Here is a 17,082-nt window from a genome sequence, read left to right on the forward strand (position 1 = left end):
GCTTCGCCGATGCGGGTGACGTGCTGGCGACCGAGCCCGACGAGGTGATCGTCGCCACCGGCGGGCTGCCCCATGTCGAGGTGCTGGAGCAGGGCAACGATCTGGTCGTCTCGGCCTGGGACATCCTTGCGGGCGACGCGAAGCCGGGCCAGAACGTGCTGATCTTCGACGATGCGGGCGACCATGCGGCGCTGCAGGCCGCCGACCTGATCTCGGCCACGGGTGCGGCGGTCGAGATCGTGACGCCGGACCGCAGCTTCGCGCCCGAGGTGATGGCGATGAACCTGGTGCCCTACATGCGCAACCTGCAGAAGCGCGACACCACCTTCACGGTGACCTGGCGGCTGCGATCGGTCGCCCGCGACGGCAACCTGCTGCGCGCCACCCTGGGCAGCGATTACGGCGCCTTCAGGCGCCAGCGCCTCGTCGACCAGGTCGTCGTCAACCACGGCACCCGCCCGCTGGACGAGCTGTATTTCGACCTCAAGCCCCTGTCGGCGAACCTGGGCGAGGTCGATTACGAGGCCCTGACCACCGGCAAGCCGCAACGGATCCGCAAGAACCCCGAAGCCAGCTTCCGCCTCTTCCGCATCGGCGACGCCGTCGCCGCAAGAAACACACACGCCGCAATCTACGACGCACTCAGAATCGTAAAGGACCTGTAAGGACAGAACAAAAACGCCGCGAAGAGGAAGGGCCGCGGTCGATAGATGGAAACGGACACATCAGCGAAAGGAACCAGGATGGCACGCGTTCAAGCCCTGCAAGACTTTCTCGATCTGGCCCTGCCGGCAATGCAGGCCCGGGCACATGATGGCGATTCCCCTGCATCCTTGCTTCGCATCGCCGAGGCGGTGCGCACTGTCGGCAGTCCCGGCCCCAATGCCGCCCTGCTTCCGGTCTGCAGATGGCTTGAACCCGCACTGGCCCGCCAGGTCGGGGACAGCGATCTCGCCGCCTTGCTGTCCGCCATCCGGGCCCTGTCTCCGCGGCTTTTCTGGCGCCGGCGCAGCGGCGATCAGACCGCCAGCACGAATTTCCCGGACGGTCACGCCAATGCCATGCTGCTGGGTCCCGGCGGCATCGAGGAACGCCGCGATCTCTGGATCGGCCTCAGCCTGCTTGCACCCCGGACCCGCTATCCCGACCACCGGCACGCGCCGGAAGAGACCTATCTGGTGCTCTCGCCCGGACAGTTCCGCAAGAACGGCGCGGACTGGTTCGAGCCAGGCATCGGCGGCAGCTTCTTCGTCCCTCCGAATGCCGTCCACGCCATGCGATCCGGCGACGAGCCGCTCTTCGCGCTCTGGGCGCTTTGGGCAGGGCTTGAGGGTCCGTCAGTGCAGCCCATTGAAGGAAAAGGAAGCATCACATGAAGGTTCTGGTGCCGGTCAAGCGCGTGATCGACTACAACGTCAAGGCCCGGGTTCGGGCGGATGGGTCTGGCGTTGATCTTGCGAATGTGAAGATGTCGATGAACCCGTTCGACGAGATCGCGGTGGAAGAAGCGATCCGTCTGAAGGAGAAGGGCGCGGCCTCGGAGGTGGTGGCGGTCTCGATCGGCGTCAAGCAGGCGGCCGAGACGCTGCGCACGGCGCTGGCCATGGGCGCGGACCGGGCGATCCTGGTGGTCGCGGCCGATGACGTGCACCAGGACATCGAGCCCCTGGCGGTGGCGAAGATCCTCAAGGCGGTGATCGACGAGGAACAGCCGAAGCTGGTCATCGCCGGCAAGCAGGCGATCGACAACGACATGAACGCGACCGGCCAGATGCTGGCGGCGCTCCTGGGCTGGGGCCAGGCGGCCTTTGCCTCGAAGATCGAGATCGAGGGCGAGGCGGCGAAAGTCACCCGCGAGGTCGATGGCGGGTTGCAGACCATCGAGGTCAGGCTGCCGGCGATCGTGACGGCGGACCTGCGCCTGAACGAGCCGCGCTATGCCAGCCTTCCGAACATCATGAAGGCGAAGAAGAAGCCGCTGGAGGAGAAGACGGCCGCCGATTACGGCGTCGATCCCGCCCCGCGGCTGGAGATCGTGACCACCCGCGAACCCGAGGGCCGCAAGGCCGGGATCAAGGTCGGCTCGGTCGACGAACTGGTGGGAAAACTGAAAGAAGCGGGGGTGCTCTGATGGCCGTTCTTCTGTTGGGTGAAGTCACCAATGGCGAGTTGAACCGCGACGCCACGGCCAAGGCGGTGGGCGCGGTCAAGAGCTTGGGCGAGGTGGTGCTGCTCTGCGCCGGCGCCCATGCGAAGGACGCCGCCGCCCAGGCCGCGACGATCGCCGGCGTGGCAAAGGTCCTGGTGGCCGAGGACGCGCGCTACGGCCACCGCCTGGCCGAGCCGACCGCGGCGCTGATCCTGTCGCTGGCGGGGGACTACGACCATATCGTCGCGCCCTCGACCACGGATGCGAAGAACGTCATGCCGCGGGTGGCGGCGCTTCTGGACGTGATGGTGATCCCGGACGTCTCGAAGATCGTCGATGCCGACACCTTCGAGCGCCCGGTCTATGCCGGCAACGCGATCCAGGTGGTGCGCTCGCGCGACGCGAAGAAGGTGCTGACCATCCGCACCGCCAGTTTCGACGCGGCCCCCGACGGCGGCAGCGCCCCGGTCTCCGAGGCCGCGCTGGCCGAGGATCCGGGCCTGTCGTCCTGGGTCGCCGACGAGGTGGCCGAGAGCGACCGCCCCGAGCTGACCTCGGCCGGCCGGGTGGTCTCGGGCGGCCGCGGCGTGGGCTCCAAGGAGGACTTCGCGATCATCGAGGCGCTTGCCGACAAGCTCGGCGCGGCCGTTGGCGCCTCGCGCGCGGCGGTCGACAGCGGCTATGCCCCGAACGACTGGCAGGTCGGCCAGACCGGCAAGGTCGTCGCCCCCGAGCTCTACGTGGCGGTGGGCATCTCCGGCGCCATCCAGCACCTGGCCGGCATGAAGGACTCGAAAGTGATCGTCGCGATCAACAAGGACGAGGAAGCCCCGATCTTCCAGATCGCCGATTACGGCCTCGTCGGAGACCTCTTCACCACCGTCCCCGAACTCACCGAAAAGCTCTGACCGCTTCTTCGTTGCGCAAATACCCAATGGCGCCCCCGCCAAGGTTCCACCCCCATCAGAGACGGAGGCAATCTTGGTTCGCCGCTACTATGACCTTCCGTCCCTCAGTGCGCTGGCCATGTTCGAAGCCGCGGCCCGGCATTCGAGCGTCAAGCTGGCGGCACAGGAATTGAACGTGACGCCGGGCGCGGTCAGCCGCCAGATCAAATCCGTCGAGCTGGAACTTGGAGAGCCGCTTTTCCTCAGAAACGGCAAGGGCGTGGTGCTGACCGGCGCAGGAGAGGAACTGTTCCGCGCTCTGGCCAGCGGCTTCTCCCGCACCTCGGAGGTCGTCCGCTCGATCAAGGCGGGAGAGACCTCGAACAATGTCGCCATTGCCTGCAGCGATGTCTTCGCGACCATGTGGCTGATCCCCAGAATGCCGGATGTCTGGACCCGGCATCCCAGGATCTTCGTGGATCACGTCATCTGGGAGAATGCGAGAAACTACCGCAGGAGCGATGTCGAGCTGCGGGTGCAATACGGTCTTGGCTCCTGGGTCGATGAAACGGCGGAACTGCATTTCGACGACTGGATCTATCCGGTCTGCAGCCCGGAATTCGCCCGGCGTCACGCGGGGGCGACCATCGGCGATCTCGCGGACTTGCCGCTGCTGAGCGTGGAATGGGTCGAGTCCGATTGGCTGGGCTGGGAGGAAGCCCTGCTGCGCGGCGGGGTCAGGGCGGGCGCATTGAGGGGGCGGCGCTTTGGAAAGTTCAGCATCGCCCTGCAGGCCGCCATGGCCGACCAGGGGCTGGTGATCGGGTGGCACCGGATGGTCGGGCCGCTGGTCGAGCAGGGGGCCCTGGTGCGGTTCAGCGACCTGGTCGTGCCGGCGCCCGGCGGCTACTACCTGACGTGGAACAGCACGCGCAGGCTGTCCGACGCCGCCGCACTCATGCGCGGCTGGATAGGCGAGCAGGCCCGGCTGGTGCGTGCGATGCCGCGCCCGGTGGGCGCCCGCACTGATTCCGTCACGGCTATCTCGGGCAGGGAAGGAGGCGGTTCCGAAATACCCGGTTGATCTCAGCTCAACTCGACATGGAAATTTTCGTGCGTTGCCCCGAATCCGAACTCATCCCTTGATGGAGGGGTGATCGCCCCCCACCGGCCGCGGCCGGGATCGATCCGACCGAACCAGGGAACATTGCGATGTCATCAGACGATACAATTCCTACACGAATGACCGGCGCCTTGCTGACCGGGCATGGCGGATTCGACAAGCTGGAAATCCGCGACGACGTGCCGGTTCCGGTGCCCGGACCGGGCGAGGTGCTGATCAAGGTCGCCGCCGCCGGCATCAACAATACCGACATCAACACCCGGATCGGATGGTATTCGAAAGGCGTCAGCAGCGCGACCTCGGATGGCGGGGCCGAAGGCTATGAGACGACGAATGACGACGATGCCAGCTGGTCCGGCGTCGCGCTGAGCTTTCCGCGCATCCAGGGCGCGGATTGCTGCGGCCGGATCGTCGCGGTGGGCGAAGGCGTCAGCCCCGACCGCATCGGCCAGCGGGTTCTGGTGCGCAACATGCTGCGGAGCTACGTCGGCTATCGACCCTGGGAATGCTGGACCTTCGGGTCGGAATGCGACGGAGCCTTCGCGCAATATACCAAGGCGCCCGCGCGCGAGACCTACAAGGTCGATTGCGACTGGAGCGATGTCGAGCTGGCCTCGGTGCCCTGCGCCTATTCGACCGCGGAAGGCATGGTCCATCGCGCCCAGGTAGGCAAGGGCGAGCATGTGCTGATCACCGGCGCCTCGGGCGGGGTCGGCTCGGCGGCGATCCAGCTGGCCAGGCGCAGGGGCGCACGGGTGAGCGCGATCGCGGGAAAGAGCAAGGCCGGTCACATGACCGGGCTTGGCGCGGACAGGGTGATCCCGCGCGGCGACAGGCTGGCGGACCATATCGAGGCGCAATCCGTCGATGTCGTCCTGGACGTGGTGGCCGGCGCGGCTTTTCCCGAGCTTCTCCAGGTGCTGAAGCGCGGCGGGCGCTATGCGGTGGCCGGCGCCATCGCCGGGCCGATCGTCGAGCTGGACGTGCGGACGCTGTATCTCAAGGATCTGACCTTCTTCGGCTGCACCTTCCAGGAGGACGAGGTCTTCGAGAACCTGATCTCCTATATCGAGCGCGGCGAGATCCGGCCGAATGTCGCCGGAACCTGGCCGCTGGACCAGATCGTGGATGCCCAGAAGGAATTCCTGTCCAAGAACACCGGCGGCAAGCTGGTGCTGACCATCCCCCAGTAAGGCGCCATCCATGTCCGAACTTGCCATCGAGAAGATCGACGTGTTCCAGGTGGAACTGCCCTATTCAGGCGGGGTCTACACGCTGTCGGGCGGACGGGAATATCGCAGCTTCGATGCGACCATCCTCCGCATCACGACCGATAACGGGCTGGAAGGGTGGGGCGAGAGCACGCCCTTCGGCTCGACCTATATCGCCTCGCATGCCTTCGGGGTCCGGGCCGGCATCGCCGAGATCGCGCCGCATCTGCTGGGGCGGGATCCGCGGCGGGTGGACCGGATCAACGAGGCGATGGACCAGGCGCTGCTGGGGCATGAACATGCCAAGACCGCGCTGGACGTGGCTTGCTGGGACATCTTCGGCAAATCCGTCGGCATGCCGGTCTGCGACCTGCTGGGCGGGCGCACCGATGCGCGGATGCCGGTGATCTCCTCGATCTACATGGGCGATCCCGAGGACATGCGCCGCCGCGTGGCCGAGCATCGGGGCAGGGGCTATATCGGCCATTCGGTCAAGATCGGCGGCGACCCGGCAGAGGATGCCGCCCGCATCGCCGCATCATTGGCCGACAAGCGGCCGGGCGAGTTCTTCATCGTGGACGCGAATGGCGGGATGAGCGTCGAGACCGCCCTGCGAATGCTGCGCCTGCTGCCGCACGGCCTGGATTTCGTGCTTGAGGCCCCCTGTGCGACCTGGCGCGAATGCATTTCGTTGCGCCGCCGCACCGACGTGCCGATCGTCTTCGACGAACTGGCGCTGAGCGATGCCTCGATCGTCCAGCTGATCGCGGATGACGCCGCCGAAGGCATCGGGCTGAAGATCTCGAAAAACGGCGGGCTGACCCGTGGGCGGCGGCACCGAGATATCTGCCTGGCCGCCGGCTATACGGTCAGCGTGCAGGAGACCACCGGCTCGGACATCGCCTTCGCGGCCATCGTGCATCTTGGCCAGACGGTGCCCCAGCGGCAGCTGCGATGCCTGCTGGAATGCCGCGACATGGTCTCGCTGAAGACGGCCGACGGGGATTTCCAGGTCGAGGACGGGCATGTCCGTGCCCCGAATGTGCCGGGCCTGGGGGTGACGCCGCGCCTTGATGTGCTGGGCGAGCCTGTCGCCTCGTATCGGCGGCCATGACCCGCAACCGGCACATGATCATGACAGATGTCGGGCGCAGGCGCGCCTGGCAGTCGCGTTGGAGGGACATGCGGCGAGGCCACCTGGTCCCGGACATGGCGGAAAAATCGCTTGACAGAATCATCCCTATTCGCGCTTTTCGTAGTATAAATATCGTATACGAATATGGAGAGAGGCCCGATCCCTCGAACCCACCTGGAAAGAAACAAGGCGGCACCCGCTTCTGATCAGTGCCGCAAACAGGGAGAAAGAACGTGCAAAGACTGCTTGCTTCAACTGTTCTGGCCGCCGGCTGCTTCGGCGGCGCGTGGTCGGCTGCCGCCCAGGATTGCGGCAATGTCTCGCTGGCGCTCCACAATGTCCAAAGCGCCGAACTGCTGACCTATGTCGACAAGTTCATCCTGGAGAACGGCTATGGCTGCACCGTGGAAACCATGCCCGGCGATACGGTCCCTTCGACCACCTCGATGATCGAGAGGGGCGCCCCCGACGTTTCTTCCGAGACCTGGGTGGACCTGCTGCCCGAAATCGTCCCGCGGGGCCTGGAGGAGGAAAAGATCGTCTACGGCGCGCCGGCTTTGCCCGATGGCGGCATCCAGGGCTGGTGGATCCCGAAATACCTTGCCGATGCCAACCCCGACATCAAGACGGTCGAGGATGCCCTGGCCCGTCCCGAGCTTTTCCCGGACCCGGAAAACCCCGACAAGGGCGCGATCTTCAACGGCGCCGAAGGGTGGGGGGCGACGGTCGTCACCGCGCAGCTGTTCAAGGCCTATGAGGCCGAGGACAAGGGGTTCAACCTGATGCGACCCGGTTCCGCGGCCGGCCTGGATGGCGCCATCGCCCGCGCCTATGAGCGCGAGGAAGGGTTCATCACCTATTACTGGGCGCCGACCGCGCTTCTGGGCCGATATGAGCTGGTGCTGCTCGAGTCCACCGAGGAGCATGACCCGGAAGAGTGGCAGCGCTGCACGACCAATCTCGATTGCCCCGATCCGAAGGTGACGGCCTGGCCCGTCGATACCGTCATGACGGTCGTGACCAAGGACTTTGCCGACCGTATCGACCCGGCAGTCATGGAATATTTCAACACCCGCGGCTGGAGCAATGACATGGTGGCCGCCCTGATGGCCTGGCAGGCGGACAACCAGGCCATGGGCGAGGACGGCGCGGTGTATTTCCTCGAGGAGAACAAGGATATCTGGACGGAATGGGTCCCCGCCGAGATCGCCGAGAGGATCGAAGCCGCCCTCTGATCGTGGCCGCTGCGTCATGGCGCCGACAGGCGGGCCTTCGGGCATGGTGATCCGCTTGTGAACCCTGTGGTTCGCCCGGCAACCGGGCGGACCTTTCATGTCCATCCCGGCTTCAGGAACATCCCCTCAGGAGAAGCAGACATGGCGTTCAAGCGAATGATCCATGCCGTCGACACGCATGCCGGAACGCCGATGCGGGTGATCACCGGGGGCGTCCCGCATATTCCGGGACGCTCGGTCTACGAGAAGATGAAATGGCTGGAAGCCAATGACGACCAGCTGCGCAAGCTGATGCTGCGCGAGCCGCGCGGCTATCCGGCGCATTGCTGCAACATCATCGTGCCGCCCTCGCATCCCGAGGCCGACGCCGGATATGTGATCATGGAGCAGATCGAATATCCGGTCATGTCCGGCGGCAACACCATCTCGGTCGCGACGGTGCTGCTGGAAATGGGCCTGCTGCCGATGAGAGAGCCCGTCACCGAGCTGGTGCTGGAGGCGCCGGCGGGGCTGATCCGGGTCCGCGCCGAATGCGCGAACGGCAAGGTTAAAAGCGTGACCTTCCGCAACGTGCCGGCCTTCGCCGCCCATCTGGATGCCGAGATCGAGGTGCCGCATCTGGGCAAGGTCCGGGTCGATGTCGGCTGGGGCGGCATGTTCTATGCGATCGCCGATGTCCGGCAGTTCCCCGGCCTCGACCTCATCCCCCAGCATGGCCGCGAAATCGCCCGCATCTCGGCGATGATCCGCCAGGCGGCGATCGAGCAGCTGCCGGTCGCGCATCCCGAATATCCGGGCGTGGGCATCACCATCTCGCAGCTGTCGGGGCCTACCGACGACCCGAACGCCGACTGGAAGAACGCGGTCACCATGGCCTCGGGCGATTTCTCCTGGGACAATCCGGCGACCTGGACCGGGGCGCTGGATCGCTGCCCCTGCGGGACCGGCACCTGCGCCAAGATGGCGGTGCTGCACGCCAAGGGCGAGCTGCCGCTGGACCAGGACTTCCGGCATCAGGGCATCCTCGGCAATGTCTATACCGGCCGGCTGGTCGAGGAGACGGCGATTGCGGGCCGCAGGGCCGTTGTGCCGGAAATTTCGGGGACCAGCTGGATCTATGGCCTGAACACGCTGGTGTTGGATCATGATGATCCGTTCACCGAAGGGTTCACCGTCGGGGACACCTGGGCGTAGGGCATGAACGGCTGCGTATGGGGTCCCGGTCGCAAGCCGCGCAGGAAGGGCCCGACCTGCGGACCTGCGAGGAGAGCGTTCATCCGCGTCACGGGAACGAGGATCTTGATGATTCCTGCCCTTCCCTGGCGCCGGTTTCTTCAGCCACGCACCCTTGCGGATTTCGGGTCGCAGAGCGGGGCCAGGCTGGCCTCGGCCGGAACGTTCTGGCCCGCCACGTCGATGGCGTAATCCGAGGCCAGCATCTCGGCCGTCGTCTCGTCCGTCCGACAGGGCACATAAGGGCAGCTCCAGCGGCGCGCGGTCATGGGTTCAAGAAGCGGCAGCAGGGCTTCCGCGAGACCGAAAGTCAGGCCCTTCATCGAGGTGGGGGTGCCGGCTTTTTCGATCTCATCCACCACCATCACCGGATTGGCGATGCAGCTCTGGATGACGGTTTCGATGAGTCGGCCCGGACAGGAACCGCCCCATCCGCGCTGGCTGCCGACGACGCCAAAGCTGGCGTTCTCGCCGGTCGCCTCGATCACGGTGGTTGGCGCCGAAATCGCGTCGCCGAGCAGGCGCGCCTAGTGGCTCTTGCCGATCCCAGGCGGTCCGTCGAGCAATATCGGAGGCACTAGCAGGCCGGGCCATCCCTCGCGCACTGATCGCCGCATCGCGTGCCAGACGAGGTCCGTGGCTGGCGACATCCAGGGCATCTCCGCATGGATCTCGGCCGCGATCTCGTCGGCACGGTGTTCGTCGTCGATCCGGATCAGTCTCGCCCCGTCACGAAACACCCCCAGTCGCTCGCGGTCCTCCTTCTTCAGGTGATCGAGGCCGGAAACGGCCTCGCGGCGCGCGAGGAGGCGCTTGGCGTGGCGCTGGATCCGGCGCATGTCCCTGATGTCGAGATCAGCTTCGCACGCCTCGAAGCCGTCTGCAGGATCCTCGTCCTCGCCGAGATCGGGACGGGACCCGCGCAGCTTGCGCAGATGCTCGGCAAAGCGGCACTCCAGGGCATGTCTGGTTTCACCGGGGTCGAAGAAACGGGCCTCGATGAAGGGGATACATGTCATGTGCTTGCTCCTTTTCAGGCAAGGCTCCGGCAGCGGACGGGATGACACCCGGCCGGGCAGCGAAGACTTGTTCGGGGTGGGTTGAACGAGGCAGGGGAGCTGGCGGCCGATATATCTGCCGGTCAGCCGTTTCCCTCAAAACCTCCCATGCGGCGTCACGCAGCACATGTCCGGCATGAGCGGTGCAGCCCAGGTCGGTGGCGCGGGGCAGGGGGGCGGCGACGGCCTCCTGACCGGAGCGGGCGCGTCGGGGCAGAGTCAGGATCAGACATCCAGCCGGTCATCCCAACGCCATCCTTTTCTTCTATTGCCGCATGATGACCTCCTGCGAGACATGGCTCTGCCGTTCGGAAAAGCGGCGCTTTCCCGGCGGGACGGAAAGAGTTTGGAAGCTCCGAGATCCGGTGGCCTTCAGGCCGGTCCGTTGCCCCCGGAGAGGATGCAGCCACCTTGCCGAGGCGCGCCGCAACCGTCAACGGGCCACGCCAGCACCAGGAACCGGGGTCACGGTGACAGGCTACATGTGCTGGATTTCAGGCAAGATGTTGAAAGTTAAATACTATCTGTGGAGGCCGTCGAGGCGATGGACATTAATCGCGCGTCCAATGGACAAAAATCACCCCGGAATGGTCATTATTTCGCGGGTAGGACACGTCAACGGGCCACGCCAGGTGAATAAAATCATAATCCATCTTATGGAACATAAATCCGCGCCCGTCATCCAGCCCACGACATCACATCGCAAGACAGGGATTGCGACACCGCCGATTTTCGCGTTCTCTGGCCCGGATCGACCGAGGGACCAGGAATGCCGGAACTTCACAACCTGCTGGCCTTCGGGCTGATCGCGCTGGGGATGGTGCTGACTCCGGGGCCGAACATGATCTATCTGATCTCGCGCTCGATCAGCCAGGGGCGGCGCGCGGGGCTGATCTCGCTTGGCGGCGTGGCGATGGGCTTCGTCTTCTACATGCTCTCGGCGGCGCTGGGGATCACGGCGCTGGTGCTGGCGGTGCCCTTCGCCTATGACGCGCTGAAGCTGGCGGGCGCGGCCTATCTGCTGTACCTGGCCTGGCAGGCGGTCCGGCCCGGCGGGCGCACGGGCTTCGCGCTGCGCGAGCTGCCACATGACAGTCCGCGGCGGCTGTTCCTGATGGGCCTGCTGACCAATCTGCTGAACCCCAAGATCGCGGTCATGTACCTGTCGCTTCTGCCGCAATTCGTCGATCCCGCCCGCGGCCAGGTGTTGTTGCAGACGCTGGCGCTGGGGTCGCTGCAGATCGCCGTCAGCGTCGCCGTGAACACCTGCATCGCGCTGGCGGCGGGAAGCATCGCGCTGTTCCTGGCCCGGCGGCCCTTCTGGGCGCTGGTCCAGCGCTGGCTGATGGGCATGGTGCTGGCGGGCTTCGCGCTGCGCATGGCAAGCGAGGCGCGGCGCTGAGCGCCGGAAATTTCCGCCGTCCTGTCACAGATCCATGCGCCGCCTCGTCAATACCGGTGTAACCTGCATCAGGAGGACGCCATGACGTCGCAACGACTGGACTATTTCGCCGCCGCCCCCGAAGTGATGAAGCCCATGCTCGCGCTGGAGAACAGCCTGGCTTCGCTGTCGATCCCGCTGACGCTGCGAGAGCTGATCAAGCTGCGGGTCTCGCAGATCAACAACTGCGCCTATTGCCTGAACATGCACGCCCCTGCCGCGCGCAAGGCCGGGCTGTCGCAGCAGAAGCTGGACGTGCTGGCCGCCTGGCGCGAAAGCCCCGCCTTCGATGCGCGCGAACGCGCCCTGCTGGGCTGGGCCGAGGCGCTGACCCGGCTTGAACAGACCGGCGCCCCGGACGCGGATTACGCCGCGCTGGAGGCCGCCTTCAGCCCGCGCGAACGGGCCGAGATCACGCTGGCCATCGGGGTCATCAATATCTGGAACCGCCTGGCGGTCGGGTTCCGCGCCCAGCACCCCGTGGACAGGGATGCCGATGCCGCCTGAGCTGCGATCCTTCCAGGACCATCGGGCCAGGCTGTTCGGCCTGGCCTATCGGATGACCGGGACGGTTTCCGATGCCGAGGACATCCTGCAAGAGGCCTGGCTGCGCTGGATGCGGCAGGATCGCTCGGCGATCGGATCGCCGGGGGCATGGCTGACGCGGGTGGTCACGCGGCTCTGCCTCGATCACCTGAAATCCGCCCGGCGCCGGCGCGAGACCTATGTCGGCGCCTGGCTGCCCGAACCCCTGGTCGCCGGCCATGCCGCCAGCGCCGAGGCCGGGCACGCGCTGGCCGAAGAGGTCTCGATCGCGCTGATGCTGGCGCTGGACCGGCTGAGCCCGCCGATGCGCGCGGCCTTCATCCTGCGCGACGCCTTCGATCTGGGCTTCGACCAGATCGCCGCCGCGCTGGACCGTTCCGAGGCCGATTGCCGCCAGCTGGTGTCGCGGGCGCGGCGCCGGATGACCGGGGTGGACATGGTGCCGCCGGTCGCGCTGGACCAGGCGCAGCCGCTGGTCGAGGCCTTCTGGCGCGCCAGCCGCACCGGCGATGTCGAGGCCCTGACCCGCCTGCTGGCCGAGGATGTCGAGCTGCATACCGATGGCGGCGGCAAGGTGCCCGCCGCGATCAACGTGCTGTGCGGCCGCCGCCGCGCGGTGGGGTTCCTGGCCGGCCTGGCGCGCAAGCAAGGGGGCGATCTGCCGCCGCCGCCCTTCTATCGCCGCATCAATCGCGCCCCCGGCTTCGTCAGCCTGGAAGCGGGTGGCATCCTGCAGACCACCGCCTTTGGGCTGCGCGACGGCCGGATCGCCGCCATCTGGGTCATGCGCAACCCCGACAAGCTGCGCCATCTTCGCGCGGCCTTCCCCATGGGGGCCTGAGGCCGTCAGTTCCCGCGCCGCCCGGTCGATCGGCCTGATTCACCGGCGCCGCTTTCGGTTGCCGGGGGGCAGATCATTCTCCTATACGGGGAAATTTCTTTCTGCTACCGTGCCGCCGTTCCATTTGATCTCGATTCCGAATCCATGTTCCGGATATTTTCAGCAAAGATCGCGGGTTTATTTGAATGATCCGGCCTGGCCATGCGACCGATCCCTGGCAGGACTTTCCGGATGACCCTGCCCGTCCGGCGGGGATGACGGCGCTTCAGCCGCTTGGTCCCGTGGCGCCCCTGGACGAGCAGATCGGCACCCTGCCCCGCAAGACCGTGCCCGACGCATTGCGCGACGTTCTCTGGCCGCCCATCAAAAACGATGAAAACACAGCGGTTTATGCGGTCATCGATGCGGCGCGGGCCAGCAACCTGGCGGATCTTCTGGAACGTTCCGGCCTTGCGCATCGCTGCCTTTTCAAGGACCAGGCCGAGGCGGATTGGGGCCATGTGGCCCCCTGGATCGTCCGGCTTCAGCCCGAGAATGAATTCACCCGTTTCCTGTTCACGCGGGGAAGATTTGCCTGGCATCTGTGGGATCTGGAATGCGGGATATTCCTGCGCTCGGACAGGACGCTGGACCGGCTCTGGCAGCATTGCCGGAAATTCACCAAGATCCGGGATGCGGCGGGGAAATGGTATTTCTTCCGTTTCTGGGATCCCGGCACTCTGCTGGCGCTGGCCAGGTCGGGAAATTCCGATCTGATCCGCGGCCTGTTGCGGTCGGATTGCCTGGACGAGGCGGTGCTGATCCAGGATGCCGAGGCCTATCGGCTTGCGGCCACGGACCCTGCCCCCTCGATGGCCGGGCCGCGCCTGTCGGAAGCTGAATGGCAGGTGCTGGCCGATCACGCCCGGCGCCATTTCCTGCGCCAGCTGCGCGGGGAATGCCTTGAGGGCGGTGCGTCCAGGGCGCATGTCGAGACGGTGATCGACGACCTGCTGCGGCATGGCTTCCGCTCGCGCGCCGCGCTGCGCACCATGGCTCTGTGGCTGAGCGGCCCGGCAGGCGCATCGGTCCTGACGGCCGACTGGGCGCGGGCCGAGCTGCAGGCGAGCGCCGGGCTGGCCGATGCGATCCGGGCCGACCGGCTGAGGAACCTGGCCGAGGACATGGCAGAAAATATCGCGGGGGGCCGGGATGTCGGATGACGCGCTGACCAGCCCCTCCAGCCCCTGCCCCGGTCCCTGCGACGTGGCGATCCCGATCGTCTATCCGCGCCAGCCGATCACCATCCCCGCGGCCGAGGTCGCGCGGCAGATCCCGTTCCAGATCGACGTGCGTGCCTCGATGCAGGCGACCTTCACCCAGCCCGCCTCCAGCCCGCCGCTGTCGATCAGCCGCTGGCGCGGCGACGATGCCGCGGTCGAGGGGCTGGGCCATGCCGGCATCGCGATGATCGACGGGCGCAACGGCGCGGTGCGTTACTATGAATATGGCCGCTACGACACGGCGGGCTTCGGGCAGGTGCGCCAGGTCGCCGCGGTTTCCGCGATCACCATCAGCTTCGACGAACGGACCGGCAACCCCACCGCAGATTCGCTGGCGCAGCTGGCCGCGGCGCTGACGCGGACGAATGGCGGCCCCTATGCGGTCGAGGCGGTCTATGTGAAGCTGGCCAATGGCGCATTCGACGCGATGAAGGATTTCGCCGACCGGCGCATGGCCGAGGTCCGCAGCCGCTCCGCACGGCCCTACAACGTCGCCAGCAACCATTGCTTCACCTTCGCGACCGAGGTTGCGGCGGCGGCGGGCGTCCGCGTGGGCAGCACGCGCTCGGCCCCGAAGCTGGAGCTGCAATTGCGCGGCGGCAACTTCCTGACCCGCGGCATCGTCGGCGCCGCCGCCCCCGATTTCGAGGTGCCCGCCCGCCAGATGCGCGCCTTGCAGCAGCATTACCGCCCCTTCAACGTCTCGGCCTCGGGCCAGATCGCCGGCGGCTTCGACTTCCCGCGCGCGCTGAACGCACGATGATCCGCGCGGGGTTATATCTGTCGCTGGCCCTTGCCCTGCTGGACCCGGTGACCGGCATCGCGCAGGATGCCGCTGGAGAAAGGACGACCGCCATGGCCAGAACCTGTGTGCAGAACCACCCCGAGACCGGCCCGACCCCGGAATGGGACGCCGAGGAAGTCGCGCGCCTCTGGGGCGATCCGCTGGATCCCGACCTGCTGCTGGTCGGGGGCGTGGACAGCTATGGCTGGGTCCGCGCCTGCCGGCTGGAGGGTGTTCCGCCCGAGATCCTGGCCGGCGAATATCGCGACCGGGTGACCTGGTATCGCGGCCGCTTCCGCCTGCAGGACCCGCAGGGCGATGCGCTGCCGGGCGACGTGCTGCCGGGCGACGTGCTGGACCGCTTCTATGTCAGCCATTACAGCCCCGGCGAGGGGCTGGTCCTTTACCCTCTGGCCGAAACCCCGCCGCCGGTCCCGCATCTGCTGCTGGTGCCGCTGGACGACACGGGCTTCGCCGCGCCCCCGCCAGGATGACGCATCGGGCCAGCGGTCAGCCGATCCGGTTCCCGTATTCGGCGATCCATTCCTCGGCGCCCCGGCGCACCGCCTCATGGACCGCCCGCCCCAGCGCGCAGCCCAGATCGGTATGCAGCCCGGCGAAACCGACCGGCCCCGCGTCGCAGGCCAGCGCGATGCAGTCGGTGCCGGTGCCCGTGGCGCGTCCGGTGGGCAGTTCCAGCCCGGCTTCCAGGATGGCGGCGGTGCGCGCCTCGGCCGCGATGGTCAGCGCCTCGATCATCGCGGGTTCCGTCAGGCCCTGATCGACCAGCAGCGCGATATTGATCGTCCCGTAGCCCGAGGCCCCGGCGAAGCGCCGCTGCCCGACCCGCTCGGCATTGCCAAGGCCGACCGTCGCCAGGCAGGAAACCGGCCCGCAGCGGCCTTGCTGCAGATGCCTCAGCCCGCGAGAGGTCATCATCGCCACGTCCTGCCCATGGCCGATCCGCTGCACCTCCTCGGCCAGCCAGCCCGCCGCGTCCAGGCCGGGCCGCAGATCGGCGTCGCGCACCTGCCGCCACAGGATATGGCGCGCCTCGGTCAGGCCCGGCCGATAGGGCGCGAAGGACAGGACCCGGCGCAGGCCGCCCAGATCGGCGATCAGCCATGGCGCGCGCAGCGCGACCCCGAATCCCCCGCTGCCGACCTGCCCGTCCATTCCGCCCTGCCCCGTTGGTTGCGAAAATCATAGGGATGGCAAGGCGCTGCGTCGAGTTCATCAGGTCCCTGATCCGCCCTGCAGCATAGGTTCCGGCAGCAGTCGCGCAGCAGATGCGCAAATTATTTGATCTGCAATACAATATATGCAATTATATTTGCATGACCGGAAGCGCATTGCGCCAAGCCGGTCCGATCAACAGGGACCAACGACATGAACAACTTCCTCCGCTTTCTGGCGCCCGCCGCCCTGGCGCTCGGGATCGCCACTTCCGCCCAGGCCGATGAGCTGATCGTCGCCACCGACACCGCCTTCGTGCCCTTCGAATTCAAGCAGGGCGACAGCTATGTCGGCTTCGACATCGACCTGTGGGACGCCATCGCCACCGAGCTGGAGCTGAGCTATCAGCTGCGCCCGATGGATTTCGCGGGCATCATCCCGGCACTGCAGACCGGGCAGGTCGATGTCGCGCTGGCCGGCATCACCATCAAGCCCGAGCGTCAGGAGGTCATCGACTTTTCGGACGGCTATTACGATTCCGGCTTCCTGCTGATGGTGGCCGCCGACAGCGACATCGCGGGCGAGGCCGACCTGGCGGGCAAGTCGCTGGCGGTGAAGACCGGCACCTCGGCCTCGGATTATGCCGAGGCGAATTTCACCGAGACCGAGCTGCGCAAGTTCCCCAATGTCGACAATGCCTATCTGGAGCTGCGCGCCGGCGGGGTCGATGCGGCCATGCATGACACGCCGAACGTGCTCTACTATATCGCGACGGCCGGCGACGGCGCGGTCAAGGCCGTGGGCGAACAGATGATGGCGCATGAATACGGCATCGCCTTTCCCAAGGGCAGCGAGCTGACGCCCAGGGTCAACGAGGCGCTGGCGGCGATCAAGGCCGACGGGCGCTATGACGCCATCTACGAGAAGTGGTTCGGCACCAAGCCCGGCAACTGACCTCGCATGGCGGGGCCGGTCCCCGCCCCTTTCCATTCCATCACGGA

General features: G+C 66.6%; 18 protein-coding genes and 1 pseudogene. 16 read left to right on the top strand and 3 right to left on the bottom strand.

Annotated elements, in window-relative coordinates; translation table 11 throughout:
• From hpbA to C9E82_RS10075, 9 genes and pseudogenes are all read left to right on the top strand, one after another.
• Positions 1 to 665 (top strand): annotated as a pseudogene (hpbA, locus tag C9E82_RS10035) (N-methyl-L-proline N-demethylase HpbA); the annotation flags it as partial.
• Positions 666 to 743: 78 nt separating this feature from the next.
• A complete protein-coding gene (locus tag C9E82_RS10040; protein WP_119898988.1) occupies positions 744 to 1,376 on the top strand; it encodes a dimethylsulfonioproprionate lyase family protein in 633 nt (210 codons plus the stop codon).
• Positions 1,373 to 2,131 carry an electron transfer flavoprotein subunit beta/FixA family protein gene (locus C9E82_RS10045; protein ID WP_119898986.1) on the top strand — a complete coding sequence of 253 codons (759 nt, stop codon included), beginning with the start codon at positions 1,373 to 1,375 and terminating at the stop codon, positions 2,129 to 2,131. The genes C9E82_RS10040 and C9E82_RS10045 overlap by 4 nt, the downstream gene beginning before the upstream one ends.
• A complete protein-coding gene (locus tag C9E82_RS10050) occupies positions 2,131 to 3,057 on the top strand; it encodes an electron transfer flavoprotein subunit alpha/FixB family protein (RefSeq protein ID WP_119898984.1) in 927 nt (308 codons plus the stop codon). Before C9E82_RS10045 ends, C9E82_RS10050 begins: the two co-directional genes overlap by 1 nt.
• Positions 3,058 to 3,130: 73 nt before the next feature.
• Entirely contained in the window at positions 3,131 to 4,120 is a 990-nt protein-coding gene (locus C9E82_RS10055) for a LysR family transcriptional regulator (RefSeq protein WP_119898982.1), read from the top strand.
• 158 nt (positions 4,121 to 4,278) lie between these two features.
• Entirely contained in the window at positions 4,279 to 5,352 is a 1,074-nt protein-coding gene (locus C9E82_RS10060) for an alcohol dehydrogenase family protein (protein WP_119898980.1), read from the top strand.
• A 10-nt stretch (positions 5,353 to 5,362) separates the two neighbouring features.
• Entirely contained in the window at positions 5,363 to 6,484 is a 1,122-nt protein-coding gene (locus C9E82_RS10065; RefSeq protein WP_119898977.1) for a mandelate racemase/muconate lactonizing enzyme family protein, read from the top strand.
• A gap of 254 nt (positions 6,485 to 6,738) precedes the next feature.
• Positions 6,739 to 7,740 carry a glycine betaine ABC transporter substrate-binding protein gene (locus C9E82_RS10070; RefSeq protein ID WP_119898975.1) on the top strand — a complete coding sequence of 334 codons (1,002 nt, stop codon included), beginning with the start codon at positions 6,739 to 6,741 and terminating at the stop codon, positions 7,738 to 7,740.
• Positions 7,741 to 7,881: 141 nt separating this feature from the next.
• The gene (locus tag C9E82_RS10075) at positions 7,882 to 8,934 is read left to right on the top strand and encodes a proline racemase family protein (protein ID WP_119898973.1); all 1,053 of its coding nucleotides are present in this window, start codon (positions 7,882 to 7,884) and stop codon (positions 8,932 to 8,934) included.
• A gap of 140 nt (positions 8,935 to 9,074) precedes the next feature.
• Here the strand turns inward: C9E82_RS10075 and C9E82_RS24470 are convergent, their stop codons facing one another.
• Positions 9,075 to 9,461, bottom strand: a complete 387-nt coding sequence (locus C9E82_RS24470; RefSeq protein ID WP_183154060.1) for a P-loop NTPase family protein — start codon at positions 9,459 to 9,461, stop codon at positions 9,075 to 9,077.
• A 39-nt stretch (positions 9,462 to 9,500) separates the two neighbouring features.
• Complete coding sequence (locus C9E82_RS24475; protein WP_183154061.1) at positions 9,501 to 9,992, bottom strand: hypothetical protein; 492 nt, start codon at positions 9,990 to 9,992, stop codon at positions 9,501 to 9,503.
• 808 nt (positions 9,993 to 10,800) lie between these two features.
• Between C9E82_RS24475 and C9E82_RS10085 the strand changes: the two genes are divergently transcribed.
• The 6 genes from C9E82_RS10085 (at position 10,801) to C9E82_RS10110 (ending at position 15,399) form a co-directional block, all read left to right on the top strand.
• Complete coding sequence (locus C9E82_RS10085) at positions 10,801 to 11,433, top strand: LysE family translocator (protein WP_119898970.1); 633 nt, start codon at positions 10,801 to 10,803, stop codon at positions 11,431 to 11,433.
• A gap of 81 nt (positions 11,434 to 11,514) precedes the next feature.
• Positions 11,515 to 11,979, top strand: coding sequence for a carboxymuconolactone decarboxylase family protein (locus tag C9E82_RS10090; RefSeq protein ID WP_119898968.1), 465 nt, complete (start codon positions 11,515 to 11,517; stop codon positions 11,977 to 11,979).
• A complete protein-coding gene (locus C9E82_RS10095; protein ID WP_119898966.1) occupies positions 11,969 to 12,859 on the top strand; it encodes a sigma-70 family RNA polymerase sigma factor in 891 nt (296 codons plus the stop codon). The genes C9E82_RS10090 and C9E82_RS10095 overlap by 11 nt, the downstream gene beginning before the upstream one ends.
• Before the next feature lie 254 nt (positions 12,860 to 13,113).
• Positions 13,114 to 14,061 (top strand): DUF4123 domain-containing protein, encoded by a 948-nt coding sequence (locus C9E82_RS10100; protein ID WP_183154062.1) that lies wholly within the window; start codon positions 13,114 to 13,116, stop codon positions 14,059 to 14,061.
• Positions 14,051 to 14,884, top strand: coding sequence for a hypothetical protein (locus C9E82_RS10105; protein WP_119898961.1), 834 nt, complete (start codon positions 14,051 to 14,053; stop codon positions 14,882 to 14,884). Before C9E82_RS10100 ends, C9E82_RS10105 begins: the two co-directional genes overlap by 11 nt.
• Positions 14,885 to 14,976: 92 nt before the next feature.
• Positions 14,977 to 15,399 carry a hypothetical protein gene (locus C9E82_RS10110; RefSeq protein ID WP_147393109.1) on the top strand — a complete coding sequence of 141 codons (423 nt, stop codon included), beginning with the start codon at positions 14,977 to 14,979 and terminating at the stop codon, positions 15,397 to 15,399.
• 16 nt (positions 15,400 to 15,415) lie between these two features.
• On the opposite strand, the gene C9E82_RS10115 is transcribed toward C9E82_RS10110, so the two are convergent.
• A complete protein-coding gene (locus C9E82_RS10115; protein ID WP_119898956.1) occupies positions 15,416 to 16,081 on the bottom strand; it encodes an adenosylcobinamide amidohydrolase in 666 nt (221 codons plus the stop codon).
• 213 nt (positions 16,082 to 16,294) lie between these two features.
• On the opposite strand from C9E82_RS10115, the gene glnH reads away from it, so the two are divergent.
• Positions 16,295 to 17,035, top strand: a complete 741-nt coding sequence (gene glnH, locus C9E82_RS10120) for a glutamine ABC transporter substrate-binding protein GlnH (protein ID WP_119898954.1) — start codon at positions 16,295 to 16,297, stop codon at positions 17,033 to 17,035.
• Positions 17,036 to 17,082: the final 47 nt, after the last annotated feature.

This window comes from Paracoccus sigandri (assembly GCF_003709565.1).
GTDB lineage: Bacteria > Pseudomonadota > Alphaproteobacteria > Rhodobacterales > Rhodobacteraceae > Paracoccus > Paracoccus siganidrum.

Excerpts from the sequence above, each read along its gene's own strand:
- C9E82_RS10040 (WP_119898988.1), top strand. The coding sequence starts at position 744 with ATGGCACGCGTTCAAGCCCTGCAAGACTTTCTCGATCTGGCCCTGCCG.
- C9E82_RS10045 (WP_119898986.1), top strand. The coding sequence starts at position 1,373 with ATGAAGGTTCTGGTGCCGGTCAAGCGCGTGATCGACTACAACGTCAAG.
- C9E82_RS10050 (WP_119898984.1), top strand. The coding sequence starts at position 2,131 with ATGGCCGTTCTTCTGTTGGGTGAAGTCACCAATGGCGAGTTGAACCGC.
- C9E82_RS10060 (WP_119898980.1), top strand. The coding sequence starts at position 4,279 with ATGACCGGCGCCTTGCTGACCGGGCATGGCGGATTCGACAAGCTGGAA.
- C9E82_RS10065 (WP_119898977.1), top strand. The coding sequence starts at position 5,363 with ATGTCCGAACTTGCCATCGAGAAGATCGACGTGTTCCAGGTGGAACTG.
- C9E82_RS10075 (WP_119898973.1), top strand. The coding sequence starts at position 7,882 with ATGGCGTTCAAGCGAATGATCCATGCCGTCGACACGCATGCCGGAACG.
- C9E82_RS24475 (WP_183154061.1), bottom strand. The coding sequence starts at position 9,992 with ATGACATGTATCCCCTTCATCGAGGCCCGTTTCTTCGACCCCGGTGAA.
- C9E82_RS10085 (WP_119898970.1), top strand. The coding sequence starts at position 10,801 with ATGCCGGAACTTCACAACCTGCTGGCCTTCGGGCTGATCGCGCTGGGG.
- C9E82_RS10090 (WP_119898968.1), top strand. The coding sequence starts at position 11,515 with ATGACGTCGCAACGACTGGACTATTTCGCCGCCGCCCCCGAAGTGATG.
- C9E82_RS10095 (WP_119898966.1), top strand. The coding sequence starts at position 11,969 with ATGCCGCCTGAGCTGCGATCCTTCCAGGACCATCGGGCCAGGCTGTTC.
- C9E82_RS10100 (WP_183154062.1), top strand. The coding sequence starts at position 13,114 with ATGACGGCGCTTCAGCCGCTTGGTCCCGTGGCGCCCCTGGACGAGCAG.
- C9E82_RS10105 (WP_119898961.1), top strand. The coding sequence starts at position 14,051 with ATGTCGGATGACGCGCTGACCAGCCCCTCCAGCCCCTGCCCCGGTCCC.
- C9E82_RS10110 (WP_147393109.1), top strand. The coding sequence starts at position 14,977 with ATGGCCAGAACCTGTGTGCAGAACCACCCCGAGACCGGCCCGACCCCG.
- C9E82_RS10115 (WP_119898956.1), bottom strand. The coding sequence starts at position 16,081 with ATGGACGGGCAGGTCGGCAGCGGGGGATTCGGGGTCGCGCTGCGCGCG.
- glnH (WP_119898954.1), top strand. The coding sequence starts at position 16,295 with ATGAACAACTTCCTCCGCTTTCTGGCGCCCGCCGCCCTGGCGCTCGGG.